At 71.3% G+C, this 23823-nt stretch carries 1 protein-coding gene (only partly in view); it reads right to left on the reverse strand.

Every position in this 23823-nt window falls within one protein-coding gene, locus tag OG804_RS08260, for an MFS transporter (RefSeq protein WP_328395544.1), read on the reverse strand. The gene is 47823 nt long; 16133 of those nucleotides lie to the left of the window and 7867 to its right, leaving coding positions 7868–31690 in view — codons 2623 (partial) to 10564 (partial); the first complete codon in reading order (the gene reads right to left) occupies positions 23819 to 23821. The start codon and the stop codon both lie outside this window.

Raw genomic sequence — 23823 nt, forward strand, 5'->3', positions numbered from 1 at the left:
CGTTCAAGGCCACGGCGACGACACCGTCCGTCGATGGCGTGCCCGGACCGGCTCCGGTGGCCGGCTTCTCGACGGAACCGTCGCGCGAGCCGCCCTCGCCGGCCGGGGCGACAACTCCTTTGCGGCCCAGCCGAGCCGCCATCGTCATCGGGGTCGGACGCCGCACCGCGGCATCGGGCACCACACCCGACCGACCCAGCCGGGCCGCCATCGTCAGCGGGGTCGGACGTGGCACCCCCGCACCGGGCATCGCACCCGGCGTATCGGAAGTGTCGCTGCCGTCCGCTTCGGACGCCCCGGGCTCGGCTCCGGACTCCGGTTCCGCGCCGCCGACCGGATCCATGCCCGCGAGTGGCGTCTTCGGGTAGCTGCCGCCCGGCTCCTGTCCGGGAAGCAGGGGCCGCAGTGGTTTGCGCCGGGCGTCGAACACCATGCCGTGGAATGTGCCGCTGGGCTGCTTCCACCGGGCGAACGGCTCATCGATGACCTGGTCTCCCCGGCGCTCGTGCACCCACACCTGGCCGTCGCGCAGAGACAGCTGGAACGCGTGCGCGCCCGCCGGACCGTTCTCGACAGCGCCGAACACCGTCATGCCGTCGGCGGCCAAGGCCCGCATCGCTTCCAGCGATGCGAAAGGCTCCGGTTCCCAATGAGCGCCCAGCAGTTTCGCGAACTCGACCGGGCCGAATCCGTTCAATCGGATCTGTTCGTCGAGCAGCGAGGGGATCTCGCCCTGGATTTCGAACCCGCACAGCTGCGCGAACTGCAGAATCTCGATCGCGCAGATCTTCGGGATATCGCCGAGGCCGTGTGCGAGCTGTGCCGCGTTCGGTCCCACGGCGCCGTCGCCGACGGTCGGCAGGGGTGTTCGCTGAGCGGTCTCCGATGCGGTGCCGCGCAGTGTTCCCGAGCGCAGGGGGCTCGGTCCCGGCTCCGGCTCGGCCGCCAGCCGCGCCACCGTCGCCGCGCTTCGGTCCAGGCGCCGACGGTACTCGACCACTTTCTCGTCCTGGCCCATGATGGCGGCGGCGGCCCGCGCGACCGCGGCCTTTTCAAGCGCGTCGGCCGCTGCCCGCCATCGGTCGAACCGCGCGTCCCAGGCTGCGAACTGCTCCGCCGCGGTACGCAGCTCGTCGAGCAGACGGACACGTTCCCGCCAGTTCGCTCCCTCTCCGACGACCTGCCCCATCCGGACCGCGATCCGCACCGGATCGATCGGCGCCGGTACGGGTCCCGCGTACTCCGACTCGGCCGGGAATCGGGCGACCAGCTCGTCGCGCACGGCCAGATAGCGCTCTTCGGCCGACGACCGCCGCAGCGCGGCCGTGCGCAGGCCGCCCTGCACATCATCCACCAGCGCTGTCCGGCCTTCATCCTGTAGCGCCCGCGACGCGATATCGACGAGACGGATCGGCGCCGGTGCCCGCTGTTCGCCCGCCGACCTCGACACCTCGGCCAGGAGACTGTCGAACAAATCGTTCAGCATGCGCAGCCGCGCACTGTTCCGCACGGCCGGGCGACCACCGGCACTGTCCACCCGATCCAGTACCACCGCCAACCGCGCGCCGTGGGTCTTATTCCCGACCTGGTCGAGCGTGGCGGCGGCCGTGGCGAAATACTCGAACACGGTTCGGGTGCCGGGGCGCTCCTGCGCACGTGCGGCAGTGTCGCGCAGGGCGCCTTCCAGGCCGATGAGCTGCGCCAGCCGGGTATCGGCGCGTTCGACGGTCCGTAACTGATCCAGCATGCCGGACAAGATCGCGAACTGGTTGAACTCACGGGTCTCGGGGGTGCTGGCGTGGAACCTGAAATCGATCACCTCGTCGGAAACGGGTCCGGACACCTGTGGTCTGGGCACGGTCCGGACTGCAGCCCGCAGATCCTGCCACGCTCGGCCGGCCGTCGCCGGATCGGTGATCAGGTCCGCGGAGATCCCGTAGCGTGCGGGAATCACCGACAGCAGCGAACGGTAGTGCGCCATGAGCTCCTGGCGAGCCGGCGAATCCGGGTCCAGCAGTTCGGTTGTGTCGATTCCAAGTGCGTCGCCGGTCGTGCGCAGGCCGGCGAGTGCGCGGGCACGCTGCTCGACTTCCACGAACGCGATCGAGATCAATGCCCTTCCGAGATCCGGGTCGCCTTCGCGCAGGGTGTCGGCATCAGCTCCCCGGAACACGACCTCGGGCTTCTGTCCGGCGTTGTACGACGACTCCAGCAACTCGGTCACCCGGCCGACGAACGCCGCGAGATCCGGGCCCGCCCATACCAGCGACGCGATCCCGTCTTCGCCCTCCTCGCGGTCCTCGACGGTCCGTCTCCGCTCCTGGTCGAGAACGTGGGACAGCGTGTCCTCCAGCGATACCGGGTTCTTCCGTCCCACCACCGCGTGGATCTCGATCCGGCCCGCGGACTCGGGATCGCCCAGTACCAGCTCGGCCCGGCCGCCCCACCCGAGCGACGCTCGGCTCGGCTCTCCGAACTCGGCGAACTCCTTCGTGAAGTCCCGCAGAATCTCGCGCAACCGCTGCAACTCCGCCAACCGTTGGTCGCGTTCGGTACCCGGCTCCGCGGGCACGGACCGTTCCAGCTCGGCCAAGTGCGGCTCGAAGGGGTAGAGGAACGGATCACCCAGGCGCGGCTCACCGTCGAACTCGCCCCGCATACCCGGCAGTTCGGCCACGGCGCGCACGGTATCCGTGCCGGTGTCGTCACCGACGAGCAAGACTGTCGGCCGATGGCCCGTCCCGACCTCACGTACCGCGTTCAGCGATACCACCATTGTCGCGAGATTCTCGGCGTCCACCGCCGTGCGCTGCCGCCGCGACCGTACTATCGGCCGCTGGGCCGGGTCCGCGGGATCCGGTGTCGGATCGACGTCGAGCAGGAACACCAGGGCCGCGTGTTCCGACGGGTTCTCCTGTTTCCGGCGCTCGAGGTGATACAGGATGTCCGATACGCCGCCCTCGGGTTCGCCGAGTATTTCTTCGACCGTGGCGGGCTGATGCCAGAGCACGGTGTCCGCCGTGTCCACACTTCGCACACCGGTGTCGTCGTCACCCTTATCCCCCACCGCGACCAGCAATTGGACGCGGCCGTCGGCACCGGCCGGCGCACCGTCCGCCCGGGTGTCCGGGACGAATCGCGCGGACAAGAGCTGCACGCCCAGTCCCGCTGTTTCCGCCTGCTCGTCGACCAGGCCCAACACCTCGGCCGCTTGCTGCCATTGCGCATGTGACGCCGCCGCCCGGTTCGTCTCCGGCGCCGCGGTCTGCGCCAGCAACTCGGCCCGCGACCAGACATCCACCAGCGCCGGCGGGAGAGCGCCCACGACATCGCGCAGCGGCGGCACGTATCGCACCAGCTCGGTGGGCGATATGCCCAGTTCGTGCGCCGCGGCGCACAGTTGAGCGGCGATCCGCCCGCGGTCCCGGGACTCGGCGACCAGCGAACCGGCTTCGCCGATTCCGGCCGCCGCGTCCGCCGGCCGGATTTCTCCCGCCGGATCCAGCAGGTCGCGCACCAGGGGAACGAGCCGTGCCGGGAGCCCGGCAGGATCGTCCCGGCTCAGTAGGTCACGCAGCGCCGCAACGAACCGCCGTGGCGCGAACCGCTCGAAGCGACTGTCGCGTTCAGCTCCCGGCCGCCTGTACGCCGCCGCGAATTCGGGGCTCACCCGGCCGGGAGCGGCCGTGGAGTTCGCGGGCCGGGGAGACGTCGGTACCGCCCATGTCGCCGTGCCCTCACCGGCTGTGGGATTCTCGTCCGGCCCGCGGCCCGCGGCGTTCCCGCCTGATTCCCGGTGCCCGTCCGGGGGATCCGCATCGCCCTCCGGCTGCGCACGGCCGATGTGCGTGAGCGGCTTCGGTGCGAGCGCGTCGATCTTCGGGTCATAGTCGACGACGGCCGTACCGTCGGGATGACGGAAGATCGCGTAGTTGGCGAAGCCTTGGCCCTGAACCGCACCCTCGGTGTGCGGGTACTCGATCTCCGCTGGATCGGGGCGTTCGATCGCGTCGCGGTCGATCTGGTCGCGTTTGATCCAGTCCCGCCACTTCACCTGCCCGTCGGTGTCGAGGAACATCTCGCGCACATGCGCGCCGACGGCTTCCGGGCGCGCCGGGTCGAACGGGCGGTACTCGTCCACCACCGCGGCGGTGGCTCCCGGTCCCAGCCGCCGCAGTTCGTCGGCGATCTTGTCGTGCGCGGTGCGCACACCGTCCGGGTCCGCCCGGAATGCCTCGGGATGCCATCCCGCCCGCAGCAAAGCCGAGAACTGGTCGGCCGTTCGACCCGCGGCGCCGACATCGTCGGCGCGCCGCAGGTTCAGGTGCGGCCAGCGTTCGCGCTGCGCGTTGCCGATCAGCGTGGTGCAGTTGGCTTCCTCGCCCTCCAGCTCATGGTCCAGCTTCGGCAGTTCATGGGTGTCCGGGAGACGGTAGGCGGCGAGGTCGCGCAGAGGCGCGAAACCTGATTCGTCCCATTCGATGTCGAGGTAGCGGGCCAGGGAGGTCGAGCGACGGTGAGCTGCCGCGACGATATCGTGACCCGGGGTCAGTGCCACCACCTCGAGCCCGGCCATCCGCGCACCGAGTATCGGGTTGCGGTAGTGGAGCTGGGCTTCCATGAGCATGGTGATATCGGTGACCAGCTCGTCGCCCGCCACCGCGGCGGCGGTATCCGCGCCCAGGTAGGCCACGGTCACGCGGTTGCCGTAGGGCAGGAAGGCCTCAGTCGCGGAAACCATCGCGTTCACCAAGGATTCGCCGCCGGCCCGTCCAGCGACAGTCACGCTGATCCGGCGCGCGGTATCGATATCGCCGAAGGCGACGGCCAGGCGGGCGGGCCGGCCGGCTTCGCCGAGACCCAGCGACAGGACGTGAACCGGTGGATGCCCGGGTAGCGACGCCGCCATCGCTTCGGCCTGGCGCAGGTCCGAAACCAGCTGCCGCAGGGATTCCAGGCGCCGCTCGTCCGCCCCGGTGAGCATTCCCGCCGCGTGCTGCACCTCCAGCTCGGCGATATGGCGAGCCAGCAGCATCCGGTTCGCGCGGTTGCGCCAGCGTGCCGGAACCCCCGCTTGTTCCACGAGCTTCTCGGGTGCGCCTTCGACCAGTGTCCACCGGTCGCTCCGGCTCAGATCCACCCAGTTCACCAGGAAGTTGTCCGGTGAGAGGACCGCCGCCGAGCCGAATCTCTTGCGCCAGAGAGCGTCCGCCTCCGCTGTCGCGTGCAGACCGGGTATCCGGGGCAGGACGCGCTGCCGTCCGGTGTCTCCGGTGGTGGTGCGCGCCGCGAACTTCGGCTCCACCGGAGAATCCGGGTTCCAGTCGCCGAGCAGTTCCGCGAGCAGGATCTCCTCGGCGGACAGGCTCGGATCGGCGTCGTCGCCGACCGCGAAGCGGCTTCCCTGCGCGGCCAGCTGATCGTCGTCCAGCGCGAGACGCACCAGCTCGCTGCTCTCCCCCACGATCACCAGGCGAATGCTTTCGGTGGGCAGTGCTTCGGCGAGCCTGCGCAGGTCGCCGGCCAGGACCGCCGGATCGGTCCCTTGCCAGACGGCGGCCGCCCGAGTGCCGGAATCGCCCAATGATGCGGGAAGCGAGTGCAGGCCGGACCGCAGCGCTTCGGGCGTCGGTTCGGTCGCGGTGACGAACACCGTGACCTCCTTCGGCGATATCAGATCGCCGATCAGGACGAACGAACGGGAATCGCCGACAACCGATACGGGCAGTGCCAAGGGGCGGACACTCGGCAGCGCCCCGGAGTCGGCGGGCTGCACCGCAACCGCTCGGTGTGCTCGATTGAGGCATTCGACCAAGGCCGCGAGCCGGGCGACCTCCGCGGCATCGTCGAGTGCTGCTGCCCAGCGGCTCTGCTCCGCCAGCAGTCGCAACAGCGCGGTGACGCCGCCTTGTTCGCCGCCGCCGGTCGCCCCGGCGATCGGATTCTCGAATTCGCCTCGCGACGGGCCCGGGATACCGGCGTCCGGCGGCGCCGAATAGTCCGTGAGGTCGAAGGCCGGCGGCTGCGCGGCAGGCAGTTCTCGGAGGCCGGCGGCCCGTTCGGGCAGCTGGTCACGAGCCGCCCGCGCGACCGCCGCGCCGTCGCCCTGGCCGATGATCTCGAACACGGGCTGTCCCGTTTCCCGCCGTAGTTCGGATACCCGGGTGAGTTCGCGAGTCAGTGCGGCGCTGTCGGCCGCGGTGATATCGACCGTGTGCGGGGCTCTGCCCGCCACCTCGAGGTCGTCGTCATAACGGATCACCGCGATCATCGCCACCGAGCCGCGTGACCGATACGCATTCAGCAGTTCGGCGATCGCCGCGGGACGACCGAGCAATTGCCCCAGCTCGTTCGCCGTCTCGGCCACGTAGCCGAGCACGACGTCCGCGGCGGCGGGGTCACCGAACTCCAGAACCATCCGGCCGCGATCGGTATCGGCATCGGCCCGGTTGAACTCGAGCAATCGGGCAGACCCGATCCGGTTGCGGACGACCTCGATATCCGCCTGCGCGAGAGTGAGATCCAGCGCGTCGAGTTCGATGCGACGCACGGCATCGGGCCGACGCGAAAATCGGTACAGCTCGGCATCCAGCGCCGCCCGGTTCTGCTCGTCCCGCCACACGGAGTCCCGCGGTGGCCCCCGTTCATCGTGTGGAAGACCGGTGAGCCCCACCGCCGGAACATCGTCGTCGACCGCGATACGCTCGGCTGCCACGAAGGGAATCGCGTCGGCGCCGTGTCTATCGGCCACTATCCCGTGCACATTCAGGATCTTCAGCTCGTTCAGTTCCCGCAGTCGCTCGCGGACCTCGCCGTCGCGCAGGGGCTCGCCGTCTCCCTCGTGCCACAGCAGGTGGCCGGCGGCGTCGATCTCGACCTCGAACATGTGCCCGCCGACTCGGGCACCGTCACGATAGGTGATGGCCCCGGCGATCGCTCCCTCGTGCTCGCTCACCTGAGCCACGAGTTCCTCGAGCGATCCGAAATGCTGCCAGTCGGCGTCGGCTGCCGCGGCGACCTGGTGTTCAGGCGCTCCCGCCAGCCCGGCGTCGGCGAGCGCGGCCAGCGCGTCGGGCGTGCGCGCGAGACCGCCCCGCTGTCTGCGGAACTCCACGAATCGGGCCACCGCGAAGAACGCGCAGCGCGGTGGACCGTCCTCCGTGGCATGCAACGGCGTTCCCGCGCTCGGATCGATCGCCTCGAAGCGACCGGCGGCGTCGGCGAGCAGGGCCCGGATCCGGCCGTCGGTACCGGGACGGCCGGTCAGCTCACCGATCTCGCGGATCTGCGCCAGCAGCCAGTGGTACCGACGATCGGCCCGCTCCAGCTGCTCGACCAGCGATACCGCGATGCGCTGCTCCTGGTACTGCCGGATGAGGCTGCTGGTACGGGCGAGGTCGCCGGTGACGGACAGCCGGTTCACCTGTGTGTTGAGGTACCGGTCGGACAGCGCCGCTCCGGGTACGTCGAGCCGCTCGGCCACCTGCCGGTGCAACCGGGCCCGCTCGGCCCGGGCCGCACGCAGGGTCTGCGGGGTCGGGCTGCCGGTCCCGAGTCCGGCTTCGGCCAGCTCGCGCCGAGCGAAGCCGCGGTCGAGATCGGCGCGGTGCAACAGCTCCACCACGGGGTCCAGGCCGGCGGCGCCCGACAGCCGCCGCAGCGCCGCTATCGCGGCATCCGCGAGGACGAGGTCGGCAGCGTCGGCGAACAGGCCGGTGATCCGGCCGGTGTGCTCCTCCGATACGGCGTGCCCCAGCAGGGTGGAAGCGACCGCGCGCAACCGGTCCGCGGTCAGATCCTGAGGCGTCAAGGGCATTCCCACCGCGTCCGCCAGGGTGGCGCGATCCGGCGAATTCATACCACGGCTCAACTCGGCGAACAGACCGTCGATTTCGCCGAGGAGGCGGGTTCCGCCCAGGAGGCGGCGTACCTGCGCCGCAACCAGTTCTGTCGCCGCTTCCTCAGGGGTAGCCGGTGCCACGGCGGCGGCCCGGTCGGCCAGGTGCCGCTCGAATCGCCGTATCGCGGCGTCGGCCTGTACTACCGCGGGGGCCGTGTGGAAGAGGCCGGAGAGGGCCGCGAGATGCTCGAATCCGGTGGCACGCGCCGCGACGAGGCGGATCGTCTCGAGGATCCGGTCGGGGGCGAGATCCGCCGCGAGCACAGGTGGGGCCCCCGGGACCGATTCGAGGGCGGTGATCAGACCCGCGATCTCGGCGACGGCGACCCGGGCGGCGGTGCGCGCCGCACCGAGCAGTTGCCGGATATGCCGGTCCACCAGGTCCGGCGCCGAGTCGATCTCGGTCGCCACGCCGCGAATCGTCGCGACGAGCGCGCCCGCGTCCGACGTGTTGGCATCGGAGAGGATATGGGTTTCGGGTCGGCGGCCCCACGGGTCGCGCTGCTGCCGCACCGCATTGTGCGCGGCGAGCAGCCGCGCCAACTCGGCCGCGTCGGAGGCGGCGCGGTCCTGGGCCCGCGCGGCCGGTTCGCGACCGTACCCGCGTACCACCGCGACCACCGCGTCACCGTCGGCGATATCGCGGGCCGCGTCGACCGCCCAGCCCATGGCCACCTCGAGGTCGGCGTGTTCGTAGACCGCGTAGTGCACCCGTCGCGCCGCGTCCGGGTCACCGAAAGCGACGGTGAGTGCCGGTCCGTCGGGCTGGACTCCACCGGAGAGCAGAAACACCGGCGGAGCGTGGGCGGCCGCTTCCCGCAGCAGACCGTCGAAGGCGGAATGGACGACGCCCGAGTCGCCGGGAATCGCGCGGCGCACTACTTCCCGGGCCGCCTCGTCACGCACGGAGATCGGCAGTCCGGGGGCCGCGGCCAGCACCTCCGGATGCCTGTGCAACAGAATCGAATGTACATACGCCGGCCAGGTCTGCCAGCGCCGATCGTTGGCGCGCGCCAGCTGGCGCGCTTCGTCGGGGCCGGCCGCCGGGTCCAGCAGCATCTCCCGGATATCGCGCATCCCGGCCCACTCCAGAGCTGTGTCGACCACCCCGGCCGGATCCTCCGGCAGTGGCGAGACAGCGATATCGCGCGCTCGGACCTCGGGTTCGCCGTCGGCACGCGCGACCAGCCGCATCCGGGCGGCCGCGTCCGCCCCCAGCCCCAGCCGGCTCGCCACATCGCTCGCGCTGCCGACGCCCAGACCGTGCCACAGGACCACCGCGACGCTGTCACCGCCCGGCGCGGTGAGCAGGTTCATCGCCCGGACGAGATCGGTGTCTTCGGCCGTGCCGATTCGCCTCTCACGGATATCCGACTCCGCGGCGACGAGCACGTGAATCCGGTCCGCGGTGTCGATATCGCCGAGTACGAGGGCCTGGTGCCCGGCTTCGGCGGGCGTCGCGAACTCCAGCAACCGCACCGGCGGGCGCTGCGGCAGCTGAGTGGTCCACCGTTCCGCGATGGTCAGGCGATCCGCCCACGCGTCGAGTTCGGCGAGCTGGGCGGCCACGAGTGGGTCCACGGCACTCGAATCGGACAGCCGCGCCGCGGCCTGCAGAGTCGCTCGCGCGCGCGCCATCCGGGTCCGGTTGAGCTCGTCTCGCAGCGAGTCGGGCAGATCCATCTCCGCCAGTTCATCGGTCAACGTCTGGAGGACCAGGGCGCGCGCCACCGCCGCCGGTCGGCTGTTCCAGTGCTTCTCGATGATCGGCAACCGCAGCTGCCGGATCTCCGGCGGTGTCGCGCTGCCGGTCCCCAGGCTCCCGAGCTCGAGATCCACGACGCGCCGCAGCGTATGCCAGACGTCCCGGGCGGCCCACCGGTGTCGTTCGCGTCCCCTGCGGTCGGCGAACCGCGGGTCCAGGTGCGGAAGCGCCGGTCGCGGCTCGACATAGCCGGGCAGGCGAGCGCCGATCCGCACATTCTTGAAATCCAGTCCCGCCACCGCGATCGACGTCCAGCCGGGGCCGAGCCGCCGGCCCGGCGATCCGTCGGCGCGCACCACCATGCCGGAGATGAAGTCGACAAAACCCTCTTGCCGGGACACCCATTCCCGGAACGAGATCACCTCGGTGCCGTCGGTGACCTTGACCTCGCGCCCGTCCCGGTGCACCGCCACCGCGTGCGATCCCACCGCGTCCGGGTTGTCGTGCCCCGAGTACCCGACGACCGCGACGACGGCGTCCCCGGAATGCAGGACCCGGTCGTGCAATTCGTCGAAGGACGCCCAACCGTTCGGCTCCCAGTCGGATCCGACCACGCGCGGCGCGTCGGCTGCCGCCACACCGCTCGGACCGGCCGCGATGCCCGCCGGTCGGGCCGGTGGCCGCCGACCCGCCGCGGCGTAAACGGCGTCGGTGGCCGTGAACAGACAGGTCCCGAGTTCGCCGCCCCGGAGATTCGGCGCGGCGGCCGAGTCCGGTTCACTGTGATCGGACACATCCGCGGGCGGCGGTTCCTCCGCCATGAGCGTGTCGAGCTGGAAGCCGAGTCCGGTTTCCAGCGCCGCGTCGATACGCTCCAGCTGAGACGACGCCCGGTCGATGGTTTCCCGGGCGGCCACGATGCCGTCCAGCTGGGTGAATGTCGTCACCTGTGCGGCGGTTCCCGGACCGGTCCGATCCGACAGCAGCGCCCGGGCCCGGTCCGCCGCCGATTCCGGGGCCGAGCCAACGGCCCCGGCTACCGGCGGGTCGCCGAGTTCGGCGAGCAGTCCGGCCGCGGCGCGGTCCCGCTCGGCGCGCAGCTGTTCCGCACTCGGCGGTTCCGTCGCCGACCAGCCGTATTCCACCAGGATCGGGGACGCCGCCAGATCGAGCAGCGCGGCGTAGCGATCGGCCTCCACCCGGACGCGCTCGGTGGCGAGCGTTTCCATCCGGGCAGCCAGTCCACGCAGTAGGCGCTCCCGCTGGACCAGGCGGTCCCGGGTCTCCGCGAGATCGATCAAGTGGTCGAGGGCGGTGCGAGTCTGCGCGGTCATCGCCGACCGGCCGCGGCGCGGCTTCCGCTCGAGCGCCAGGTTCCGCAGTTCACGCAGGCGGGCGAGATCGCCGGGTCCCTCCGTGAATGTGAAGGGTCCGGCGACGAGGGCACGCCGGTGGCCTGCCTGCAGCCGGCCGAATCGTTCGTCCACGTGGTCGATCTGCGCCCGGGTCCGGATCGCCGCCGCATGCAGTCCGGCGATGCCCGCGAGTCGCTGTGTCGCGGCCGCGAACTCCTTCGTGGCACTGATATCGGTGTCGTGCTGCCGGATCCGCTCCGCGAGGCCGGTGACCGCGCGGTGGCCGTGTTGCCGGAACAAGATCCGGGCCAGTTCGGCGACACGCCCCGGTGTCAGCCGGGCCACCGGGATACCCACCTGCGACGCCAGTCGCTCGGCATCCAGATCTCGCTGCCGGCGCATGGCGTCATAGGTGGTGGCGAGATCCGGACCCGAGCCGCGGTCGGCGTGCCGCACCGACTCGGGAACACCGAGTTCGGTGCGCAGCCGCGCGTCCGCGTGCGCCAACTGGGTCAGCACGGGGCCGACCACCGCTGGGGGGAGCCCGGTTTCGTCGGCGAGCCCCAGGCTCCGCACGAACTCCAGGGCGCCCTCCAACCGGATCTCGAGCTGGCTGATCTCCAGGCGGATGGTGTCGAGAATTTCCCGGCGGCGGGTCGGGTCGCCGGAGCGAATCGCCCATGCGTCGACTTCGTGGGCTTGCAGCCGATCCGCATGCTCGCGCAGCTGAGCCACCCTGTCGAGCAGCTCGTCGCGGCCGGCGAGGATCCGCTGATACTCCTCGTCGGGTGTGCCCGGTTGCGTCAGCAGCGTCCAGGATCGGGCCAGGGCCGTCTCCAGGACGTCGAGCCCCAGGGCGAGCGCGCTGTCCGCCGAAGGCCGCGCCGGCCTGCCCGCCGCGGCGGAAAGTTCCGGTGGCCGTTGCGCCATCCGGGCGGCACGGCGGACGCGATCCAGGCCGATGCCGAGCCGCGACGCGGAGTCGTCGACGGTGACCGTGGGCGGATCGACGCGCTGCGTCCGAACGACCCCCGCGACCATATTCTTGAAACGACGCCACCGGTCACGACGGGGACGCACCGGGACATTCCCGTCGCCGGGCACCGGTGGGACAGCACCGCTCCCCGGGGGCGGCACGGCCTCGCGTCCCCCGGCGATCCCGTGCAACCGGGCCGCCGCGGATTCCCAGATCGCCCGGCCGTCACCGCGGTAGACGACCTCCTGGGTCGGTAGCGGTGCGGTCGGCGCCCGGAACTCACGAACCTCGTGGGTGGCCACGATCCGGCGCACCACGTCCTCCGTCGCGGCGGCGACACCCGCCGCCGTGCTCGCCGCGGCGCCGTAGCGCGCGACCAGGACGGTGGCTGTCGTTCGTTCGGCGGAGTCACCGTCCGCGACGAGATCGGCCGCCTCGCCCACCGGACCGGCCAGCCCGGTCGAATCGGCCAGCTGGTCGGGCAGATACCAGATCGCGTGCTCCGCCGACGCATTCGTATCGCCGAATTCCACGACCAGCACGCCGGGACCCGACGCCTGCGGGAACGCGAGCAGGCGGGCCGGAACCCCGGCCCGAGCCGCCCGGCTGTCCGCGGTGTCCAGCGCGTTCTGGATATCCTTCAGTTCGGCGAGCCGGGACCGGCCCGCCGCATCGAGATCACCGGCCGATTCGCGCGCCGACAATTCGTCGAATTCCAGTGCCAGCCGCTGCCGGTGGTGCGCATCGCGCAGGGAACCCGGTATCACGTCGAGCGCACCGAAGATCTCCGGGTACTCGACGCGCAGTGCGTTGCGCTCCGCGGCGCCGGCCACATCGTGTCCGGTCCGGTCCCAGAACGCGGCGGCGCGGCGCAGGTGTACCCGGAGCGCGGGCGTATCGGCTCGGGCCCCGGTCGGATGGAACAGTTCCCCGACGTCGAGCAGGCCGGCCCGCGCCAGGGCGACCTGCAGTGTTTCCCGGCGGGCGCCGGACGGGTCGGGCGGGTCCGGATCGCCCGAAAGAGCGTGCGCCGGGTAGTCGCGGCCCGGCTCACCCTCCGGCTCGGCACCGGGTTCCAGTGGGCGCTGCGGCGTGCCGTCCGCGTCGAACACGATGCCGTACAACTTCCCCGCCGGGGGCCGCCACCGCGCGAACGGCCGGTCGACCACCTCATTGCCTTTACGCTCGTGCACCCACACCTGGCCATCGGGTCCCCGGTACAGGACGAACGCGTGCGCGCCGGCGTCACCGTGGCTCACCGCGCCCAGCACGATCTCCCCCGCCGCGGCCCGTCGCACCATCGCGTCGATCCCGTCGAAACCACCCGGATGCCAATTGGCGTGCGCCGCCTTCGCGACCGCCGTCGGCATCATGCCGTTCAGCTGGATCCCGCTGTCGAACAGCGACGGCGCGTCCACCTCGACGCCGAGCAGCCGCAGAAACCACAAGGCGTCCGCGGCGCATATCTTCGGAATACCGGGAAGCGGGTCCACCGGGGTGGCGGCGAGTGGCGCGTGTGGTGGCGCGATTCCGTCACCGACGTCGGGAAGTGGCGTTCGGGCATCCGGGCGCTGCTGGGAAACGGGTCCGAGACCGCCGGTCGGTGCGTCCGCCGGTGGCCCGGCCGGGTTCCGGGTCTCCTCCACCGCGGCCGCGGCGACGATCTCGTCCAGGCCCTCGTTCAATCGCCGGTCCAGGTCGGCGATGATCCGGTGCTGGTCTTCGATCGACGCCGATACCTCCACCAGCTCGTCCAGCAGCAGGAACCGTTGTGCGGCGACCCGAGCATCGGTCTGCTCGGGCCCCATCGGCAGCAACCAGACCTGTTCGGCGGTCAGCGCGGACGGCACCGCCACCCGCTGCTCGGGAGGTAACAATTCGAGGAGCCGGGCAGCTTGTTCGGTGCGCAACCGGCGGGCGTGCTCGGTCTGTCCGACGGCGCCTTCGGAATCGTTCCCGGTGACCCGAGCGTCCGCGACCAGTTCCCGGCTGCGCAGAACGCGGTCGAACAGCACGCCGGCGGCCGCATTACGTTGTGCCGCAATATCGTTCAGCTCCTGCGCGCGGACGCCCAACAGTCCGAGAAGGTCCTGTCCCCGCAGCTGGCTCTCGACAGCCGCGAGCAGCCGCCTCAGCAAGAGGACACGGGCCGGACGTTTCGGGCCGTCGGGCGCCGGCTCGGCGAGCTGGGCGCGCAGTCGCGCCCGGATATCCGGTCCCCAGCCGACCCGGGCGGCGTCGGCGGGAAACAATCGGGCCAGCTGCCGACGACGCTCGAAAGTCTGCCGTTTCGCGGCGAGCCGCTGCCGGTGGATTTCGCGTAGCGCCGCGGCCGCGGCGTCGATCCGCCGGAGCTGGTCGGCGGCACCGGTATCCCGTTCGGCGATGCGGGCGACACGCTCCAGCGCCTCCGCCCGGTACCCGCGCAACAGCGCGAGATCCGCGCCCAGGCCGGGTCCTCGCGCCGCCGGACGGTCCCGCACCTCATCGGCGAAATCCGCGAGGCCCGCATCCAGCAAACTGGTCAGCAGATGCACCCTGATGTCGTGGGCGTCGACCGCGCGCGCCGCGTCGACCAGCCCGCGCAGCTCCTCGAATTCCCGGACCAGTCCGCCCCGATCCTGCCCTGGATCGGGAACAGCGTCGATCGTGGGCGGTACTTCCAGCGCGGCCAGCTCCGCCGCGCTCAGCGTCGCCGGATCAGTTTCGGTGTGCAGACTCAGCAAAAGCCTGCTCGACTCGAATCGTGCGGAGAGTCGCTTCAGCGCCGCACTGCTCTGCCGGCGCTCCGACGGGTCCAGGCCATAGGCGCCCACATCGAGATCGCGACCGCGGACGCGGGCGGGCCGCAGCACGGGCGAGAACTCGTTGCGCTGGACGAACCGCTGCTGTGCCACTGTGTTCAATTGCTGGGCGATCACGGCGAAACGCTCGAAATCGTCGCCGGTGTCCAGCTTGCTGTCCGCCCGTCCCCAACTATCGCGCAGCGTGTTCTCCACCATGATCAGCCGCGCGATCCAGGTTTCGCAGCGGTCGAGGTCGGCGGCCTCCTGCAGGACTCGATGCAGACGGAGGAAATCTTGTTCGGCTCGGCCGAGATCGGCCTCGGCAGCGAGATCGGACAATGCCTGCTCGACCAGCACTTCATCGGCCAATGCCGCCACCGGCACCTTCAGGTGCGCGGCGACAGCTTCCCGTGCCGCGTCATAACGCTGCTGCCATCCCACACGCAGCGGAGACCGCGGATCGAGTACCTCCACCACCGAACTCGATCCGACGTGCGGAAGCAGCGCCGCGATCAGATCCGCGCGCATGATCGCGGCCGAGGCGGCGGTCGCCGCCAGCGCGGTACCGAGGTCCGGGTCCGCCGGCCGCAGCTTGCTGTCATAAGCCCGGGACGACACCGTGGGCATCCGGATTCCGCTCTCGGCGGCGACGAGCGCGCGTTTCTCCAGGACCCCCGCGAGATGTCCGACCAGCGCTTGGATGTCCTGTCCCCGCCAGATCAGCGTCGCCGTCGATTCCGCTGCCGCCCCCTCCTCCGCGAGGAGTCCGTTCCGATGCTGCTCGACAGCGGAACGGGCGATCGAATCGAACGATTTCCCATTGTCGCGGCCCACCGCGAAATGCACCGCGATGCGCTGGGCGGTTTCGGGGTTGCCGATCGCGACGAAATCCGCGCCCGCAGTCCCGTAGACGGCCGAATCCAGCGACAGCACTGCCATCTCCGGCGATCCGGGCAACAGCTGCGCGGCCCGCGCCAGGCGCCGCAGGGCGCCGGCCCTTTCGGCCGCGGCAGCGGGTACGCCGCCGTCACCCGGCCGCAATTCGTCGTGGTGCAGCACAGTATTGGCCAGATGGCGGGCCAGCAGCGGAGCTCCCGCGAGATTGCCGATCCGCTCGGGCGCGGCATCGGGAAGCGCGGCGAACAGTTCGGCCTGTTCGGTCAGCAGCCGCAGTACCTGCCGCACCGAAGGGTTCGGACCGAGTTCGTCCAGGGCGCGGATCGCGGCAACGGCCCGCTGTTGTTCTGCGTCGTTCAGCGTGAGCCGAGACCGCCCGGCGAAGGGCTCCCGGGCCCGATCGATATCCGGTTCACCGTCGAATTCGGTGCGCATGCCCGGGATCAGGCTCGCGGCTTCGACGATATCGGCGCCTTCGCCCCGGCCGACCAAACGGATGCGCGGCCGGTGGCCGCCGGCCCGGCTTTCGCGCGCCCCGTTCAGTGCGGCGACCCTGCCTGCCAGGTCCGAGGCGCCGCTGCGCTCCCGATCCGCGGCGACATCGCCCGGGGTGTGCGCCGGCCGGTCCGCGTCGCCGGCGTCGTAATCCATCAGCGCGATCATCGCCACCCGGCCCTGTGACGCCGATTGCTCCGCGCGCAGCACGTCACTCGCGTCCGCGACGGCCGCCGACAGCTCCGCCTCCCCGGCGACGGTGCTCGACTGATACCAGATCACCGTGTCCGCGGAATCCGGGTCACCGATCACGTACCGCATCCGCAGCAAGCCCCGCGCGGCACTGCCCTCGGTCGCCGGATCGTCCCGGCGGTACTCGGCCGAGAGGAACCGCACCGGCTGATCGTGGCGGTGGCCGTGCTCTTCCAGCAGATCCGTCACCTGATCGATGAGGAACTCATCCGCGAACCGCAGACCGTCCAGCTCCCCGCGCGTCGACTCCGGATCGACAGCGGGGTCCGGCGCGCGCGCTGCCTCGACCTTGTTCCGGAACACTTCCCTGGTTACGGCGGGCGGCAGATCAGCGCCGAGAACATCGAGCCAGGAACGGATGAGGGGGTAGTTGTCCAGCAATTCCTGCCGCACCCCGAGCCGCGTGGCGTTGTCCCAGATCTCGGCGAGCAGACGTCCACGGGCCCGCCCGGCTTCGACGTCGCCCGCCGGCTCGCCGGGATTCAAGGCCGCCTGCAGGGTCGCCGCTCCCGTGCGTCCTACCGCGTCTCGCAGCAGCGTCACCAGTTCCGGCGACCCCGCCCCGATCCCTTGCGGCTGATCGCCCCCGCTCGCACCGACCGGGAAGTCCTGATCGTCGTGCCGCAGCCGCCCTCGATAATGCCCCGACGGTGGCGGCGTCACTTTGCCCTTGCGGTCCAGGAAGAGCGCGAATACCGAGTTGTCGGCGCTGTCCGGCGACGCCTCGTAGTCGCGGTGGACCACCCCGAGATCATGGCGATCGATATGCTCTCCGGTCTCGTCGACGCGCAGCTCGAGCCAGTAGGTGTGCCCCATCCCGCCCGCACCGGTGGTCGCGGTGACCGTCGGGTCGAAGATCACCACTCCGACGCGGTCGCTCATCCCGGACGCCCGGAGTTTGCGACCCCAGATACGCAGCAGTTGCGTCGCTTCCTCGACATCGCGCAACTCCAGCGACCTGAGTTCGCCCAGCGCCTTCTCCACTCGACTGACCCGTACGCCGTTGAGGTCACCGGCCTCGTCCGGGACCCGGACATGGCGCCCGAAGAACCGTGCGATATCCGCCAGCAGGGTGGCGGCGCACTGGTTCAGCTCGTGCGGTGAGACCGAGCCGGGTGGGGTCGTCGTTTCGCCGGTGGCGGGGTGCGCATAGGGCGCCACGCCGGGGCCGGCTCCGGCGGCGAGGTCACGGAACACCGCGCGCGGGTCGGCGGGGGCGAGCAGCGTGCCCAACCGGTCGTCGAGCCGCGCGAGTTCCGCGTCGAGGACGGCGAACTCGTCGGCGATCTCGACCATCGTGGTCAGTCGGGCGACTCGTGCGCTGAGCGACTCGCCGGCGTTGTCCCGGCCGGTGACCGCTCCGTCGGCGACCTGCTCGGACCACGCGGAAATCGCCGCGTCGCGCATCCGCAGCAGCTGAGCCGACAGGTTCCGCGCATCGGCGCGCAACAGCCGCCGGGCCGCCGACGGGCCCTGCGTTCCGGCCGGCTCGCCCGCTGCACTGGGACCGGGGCCCGGTTCGACGCCTTCCCGGCTGCCGGACCGAGGCACCCCGGTCGAATGTGTCAGCGCGGCATCGAATTCCGCGCGCTGATCGCCGATCGCGTGTGCCATCTCGCGTTCGAGCTGAGCGAACCGACCGCGGATCCAGCGGCGGCGACCCGTCATATCTTCGAGCCGCCGCACCCGCGCCTCGGGCCGCGCGGCCACCTGCGACCAGTGCCGGAGCCCGGCACCCGCCGCCAGCAACTCCGCCGCCGCCCGCCGAGTCCGGGCGGATTCGTCGTCGGGGCTCACGGGTCCGGCGGCCGGGCTCGGCTCGCCGCTTTGCAGCACGGCCCGCAACCGATCCAGGTCCCCCGCATTTCTGATGTGCGCGGGCGGCAGATCGGCCTCCGCCGGTGTCCCGAGCAGCCGCAGATACCGGACCCGGGCCGCCGAATACCGGTCCTCGGCAGCCGTGCGCTGGGCGGTCGCAAACCGCGTCGCCTGGGCCAGCGCGTCGACTCCGTCGGCCCGATTCCGGCACCGGATCGCTGTCTCCGAGGTAGCGATCAACCGGTCGAGCAGCTGGTGCATCGTGGCCAGTGGCAGCGCCGGGCCCGCGTTCGCCGCCACTGTCGCGATCGACACGGACCTCGCGTGCTCCACGGGGATACCCAGCAACTCGGCGAGCGCGTGACGCACCTGGGTTCGCCACTGTCGTAACCGGTCCTGCGTCGCCCGGCTCGTCGCGGCCGGGTCGATCGTGTACGCGCCGTCGCTCACCGCCGCGAGATTCGCCGCGATGGACGTGGCCGATTTCAGGAGACCGATCTGTTCGGCGCGGAAGTCCTCCCCGAACATGGTCAGTTCCGGACCCAACGCCGGTGCGGCCGTCCGGACTTCTCGCTCGCCCCCGTCGTTCTCGATGACGACCTGCCCGGGACCCGGCGCAAACGTAGATCCGAAGTCGAACGCCGCGGCCGCGGCCCGCACCCGGAAGGCCCGCTCCGTGGCCGCTTCGAAATACCGGATCAGCACCATCAGTTCCGCACAGCGCCGCGCGTACCCGGCGGCTTCGGTGGGCCGATCTCCGGCTTCCACCACGATCTGTTCGAGGTCGGCGACGCTCAGGGTGGCGGGATCGCTCTCGATCCGTGCCGCCAGCTCGTTCTGGGCGTCGATGAGCTCGCTCGCCAACCGCACCAGGGCCGCCCGGCCGGGGAGCTGCCCGACATCCTCGGGTGCGAGACCGTAGATCTCCGGGTCGATCCGCTGCCCGGCCACCGAATCGAGATCCCCCAGCGACTGCTGGGCCTCGTCGAACCCGCGAGCCAGCTCGTCGAGCTCCACCGCCTGCCGAACCAGCGAGTCGTACACATGGGCGTACGGCGCGCCCTGCGCCGCCGCGGCGTAGGCCCGGTGCAACGCCGCGTCGATCGAGTCGATCGCCCGGACCCAGTTTCCGACCTGTTCGATCTCCTCGACGAGCGCTATCGTCCGGTCCCATGCCGCGAAGCGCTGCAGCGCCTCGGTCACGGCCTCGGGCGCGTCGGTCCACTGCCGCAGATCACCGAGCACCTGCAGCACCGCCACCCGGTCGGAAAGGTCCTGCGGCAAGGGCGCGACAGTCGCTCGCGCACCTGCCGCGAACGCCAGTTCGAGCAACTCGTTCAGCGTGTCCCGGGCGCGAGCGCGCGCCCCGGTCGCCTCTGCCCTCATCCGGGAATCGGGGTCCAGCAGTCCCGCGCTGGTGGGCGGGCCGGCCACCGCGGTCGTGCCGGTCTCGGTATCCGGTTCGCGGGCGCGATCGAGCATCCGCTCGAGGTGTTCCAGGCTCAACCGTCGACGAGCGCCCAGCTCCCGGCGCATGCGCGCCAAGGTGGGCGCCAGCTCGGCGCCGATACCCACCGCGGCGGGATCGACGGAGTTCGCCGACGGGTCCCTCGGAGAATCGTCTCCCTCGTCGTCGTCTCCGGGATATCTCTCTCCCAGCGGATGTTCGGGGTAGTCTTCCCCGCGCACCTGCGGGGGATCATCCGGCCCCAACGGCGATACCGGCCGCTTATCGGCGTCGAAGACGATTCCGTACAGCTTCCCGCGCGGCCGGGCCCATCGGTCGAACCGCACATCGTTGTCCGGTCCGCGGCCCCGCTCGTGCACCCACACGTCACCGTCCGCGGCCTTGTACAGCACGAAGAGGTGGGCGCTGAATTCTCCGTCGACGGCCCCGAGCACGTATCCGCCCGCGTCGGCGAGCGCGTACATCTCGTCGTAGGACCCCAACCAGCGTGTTTGCCATTTCGCACGGGCGTCCCGGGAGAGCTCGACGGGGTCGAGGTGTCGTAGCCGCTCGGCGGCGAGGTAGAGCGAGGGCGGATCTATGGGCAGGCCGAGTACCTTCGCGGCGAACCACTGCACTTCGGCGGCGCACAGCGGCGCCATCTCGTCCACTACCGATTTCGCGGCGGCGCGGGGAGGCCGGGCCACCACGCTGCCGTCTCCGACGGCGGGCGGTTCGGTGGCCGGCAGGGACGCCGGGGCCCGGTGCCGTGCCCTGCCGGACCGATCGGCACCGGGCATATCGGGTGCGGTTCGGCCGAGCGTGCCGGCCGCGGTCTCGGCTGCCGTCCGCTCGGCCTCGGCCACCTCACGGGACAGCTGTTCGTCCAGGGTTCGGCTCAGTTCCGCGGGCGCTGCCTGCTGTGCGGGATCCGGCTGCTCCGAAGCCCGGCGGAGCGCCGCCGCGGCATCGTCCAGGCGCTGGAGAGCCGATTCGAGGTATCGGAGAGCGGTTTTCGAGTCGCGATGAGCGCGGGCCGCGTCGACGAGCTGGTCCAGCGCGGCGACGGTTCCCCCGGAGCCGGTCGGATCGGAGTCGCGCGCGGTCGCCCGCAGGACCGACACCTCGGCGAACCAGTCCTCGTCGACCCCTCCGGGACCGGGCCCTAGCCGGCGCGCGACCTCCGGGGGCATGCCGTTGCGCAGGTCGCGCAGCAGATCAGCGAACCGGGTCTGCGCCCGCGCCCCCTCCGTGCGGACAGAGCCGACCGCGGTCGACAGTCTGTCCAACAGGTCGACACGGCGGGCCGCGGCGAGGAACTGTTCCAGCTGGGCGATGGCCCCGTCGAATCGGCGCAGCGCCCACAGCTGATCGCTCAGAATCTGTTCCCCGCCCGCGGCACGAACCCGCGCCAACAGCTCGGGGAACTTGTCACGCAACTCCAGCCGGTCGGGCATATCCAGTCCCAGCAGCCGCAGCGCCGCCGCTACTTCGGCGGCGATTCGTCCCCGCTCCTTGCGCCATATCGCGAGGTCGGCGGAATCCACTGAGTTGACGCCGGTGGTCGGGTCGGCGGCTTCGGGCAGCGCGGTATCGGGCAGCGGGATCTCGGAATTGCGCAGGCGAGCGGCGACCGCGGCGCGGTGTGCCCGCACCAGTTCCGGCCCCAGCGTGTGGCGGCGCCGCGGCGGACGCCGGTCGGGGTCGCCCAGTGCGTCGCGCAGATGGGCGTCGAGCAGATCGTCCAGCATGCGGGTCGTCTGCGCGGTCTCGTCGAGTCGCCGGAATCGTTCGCGGAGTTCGCTCAGCTCACGGAATTTCGCCGCCAGCTCCGCCCGCTCCCGGACGAACTCCGCATCACGCCCGGCAGGGACCTGCGCGAGCCGGGCGTCAAGGTCGGCTGGGGACAGGTCGGCCGGATCGACGCCTGCCAGTCTGGTGGCGAGTCGGACCCGGACGATCCGGTAGTCCAGGGACAATCGGTCGAACGCCGCGCGACTCGGGCGCTCGACACCGGCCGGTATCTGCGCCCGCGTCCGCGCCAGCGCCTCGGCCAGCTCTTCCAACTGGTAGGTCTGTGTGGCCAATCGGCTGAACTCGGCCGCGGGCGCACCGGCGCGCACGCGGCGACCGGCATCGCGCAATCGCTGGGACAGCTCGGTGAGCCCGTCCACCCGCCGCACCCCGCGATCGTGCAGGTGCAGCCACCGCGTCACCTCGTGCCGCCAGCGGAATTCCCGCTCCGCGGCGTCGAATTCCGCGGGCTTGCCGAGCCGCTCCCGCAGATCCGACAGTTCCTGGCCGACCAGCAACACGTCGGCCAGCGCCGCGGGCGGCACACCCGCCGCCTCGGCCAGTCGCCGGCGCGCCGCGGCGAACTCGGTGTTCCACTGCGCACGGGCCGCCGAACGCGGCGACCACAGGTCGTCCGGGACGGCCAGGCCACGCACAGTTAATTGCCTGTGCACGGATTCCCGCAGTATCGGCGCCGCGCGCTGCGCCTCGGCCACCATTCCGGTCAAGACGCGGCCGATATCGGCGGTATCCGGTCCGGCGCGATCGCGCCGCGCGCCTATCGCCGCTTTCGGGAACGCCTTGCCCTCCTGCCCCCGCGACAGCCCGTCCTCGAGCGCGACCGCGGCCGTCCCGTCCGCTTCGATAACGATCCCGTGCCAGCCGACGACCCCGGACAACCCCTGCCGCCACTGCGCGAACTCCACGGGCATCCGGCCGGTTTCGCGCACCATGATCCGGCCGTTCTCGCGATAGATCGCGACCGCGTGTGCGCCGACCACGCCCCGCTGCGCGAATCCGTCGAAGGCGACCGTGGCGATCATGGTGCCGCCCTCGGCCGGTACGGCGGCGAGCATCGCGTCGAAATCGGCGAAACCCTCCGGATCCCAGTCCGCCCCCACCAATTGCGCCCCCAGCGCACCGGCCATCCCATGGGGTGGAACGCCGACCAGCTCGACCAGCGCCAGCCGCTGCCGCAGGTCCGCCAGCACGGGATCGGTGGCCGGATCGATATCGGTTCGCTGTGCGCGGGCCCTGATCGCCCGCTCGAGCGCGACCCGGGCCGCCTCCGGGAAACAGTTCGCGACCAGGTCGTCCACCCGGTACGAAGGCAGCCACGTCGCAACGCCCTCGCCCGGTTCCAGCACCGTGAGACGGCCGTCCCGCGTGGCCAGCGCCGCATCGTCGCGCGCGTCGCGGATCAGGTCCGCAAGGTTTTCCGGGACCGCCTGTCCGTCGGAATCCGAATCCGGTCGGGTCGCGACCCCGGAGTCGTGCCGCATCAGCACGGTGTCGACAGGGGTACCCCCGGGCTCCCGCGCCAGCAGCGCCGCCGCGTCCCGGGCCAGCGCGTGACCGTCGGTCCCGAGCCACACCACCGCCGCGGTCGGGCGCTCCGCCGCGCCCGCGTCGTGCACCGCGGCGGCCACCGCCTGCTGCACAGCCGCGGCGGCGTCGTCGGATTCGCGGTGCACCGCGTGGAAACGCACCTCGTGCGCGCTGTCGAGGTCGCCGATCACCATCAGCGTGCCGTCGGTGCCCAGCAACTGCACGGGCGGATGTCCCGGAACCTGTGCCGACCAGCGCTCCGCGGCGATCGCCAGATCCGCCCAGAAATTCTGCTGGCCGGCCTGCGCCGGGTCCTGGTCCGGGTCGGCAGCGGTTCGGTCGCGGTGGCGGCGCAGCAGCAGGCGCATCGCCTCGTCACGGACTTCGCGAGGGATACCGGCTGTCTCGGCGAGCACTTCGGGGAGGGCCACCCGCAGCGCCTGCCGAGTCCGGGAGTCGGTCCATTCCCACGCCGTGCGGATCTCCTCGGCTGTCCGCGCCGACGCCCGGATGGTCCGCCACCGCCGCTGGGCGCGGTGGTACTGCTGGGTCGAGTACCCCGGGTCCGTGGCCGGCAAGGCCGGTCTGGGTTGCGCGACCACCCCGTCCAGGCCGCCGCCGTGGGCGGCTATTCGTTCCTCGAGCGCGGAGATACTCGCCTTCGCGCGGTGGTATCGAGCGGTGACGTAACGCAGATGTTCGAGCAGCGCGGTGCGCGCATCGTCGGCGTGCTCCCCTGCGCGGGCCTGCGTCGCCGCGGCGGCCAGCGCCGCTCGGTGCTCATCCCCGGTCAAGGTGGCGATATCGAGGGACAGCGACTCGGCCAGCTCACGCAGGATCCGCTCGCTGC

Source organism: Nocardia sp. NBC_00416 (genome assembly GCF_036032445.1).
Lineage (GTDB): Bacteria > Actinomycetota > Actinomycetes > Mycobacteriales > Mycobacteriaceae > Nocardia.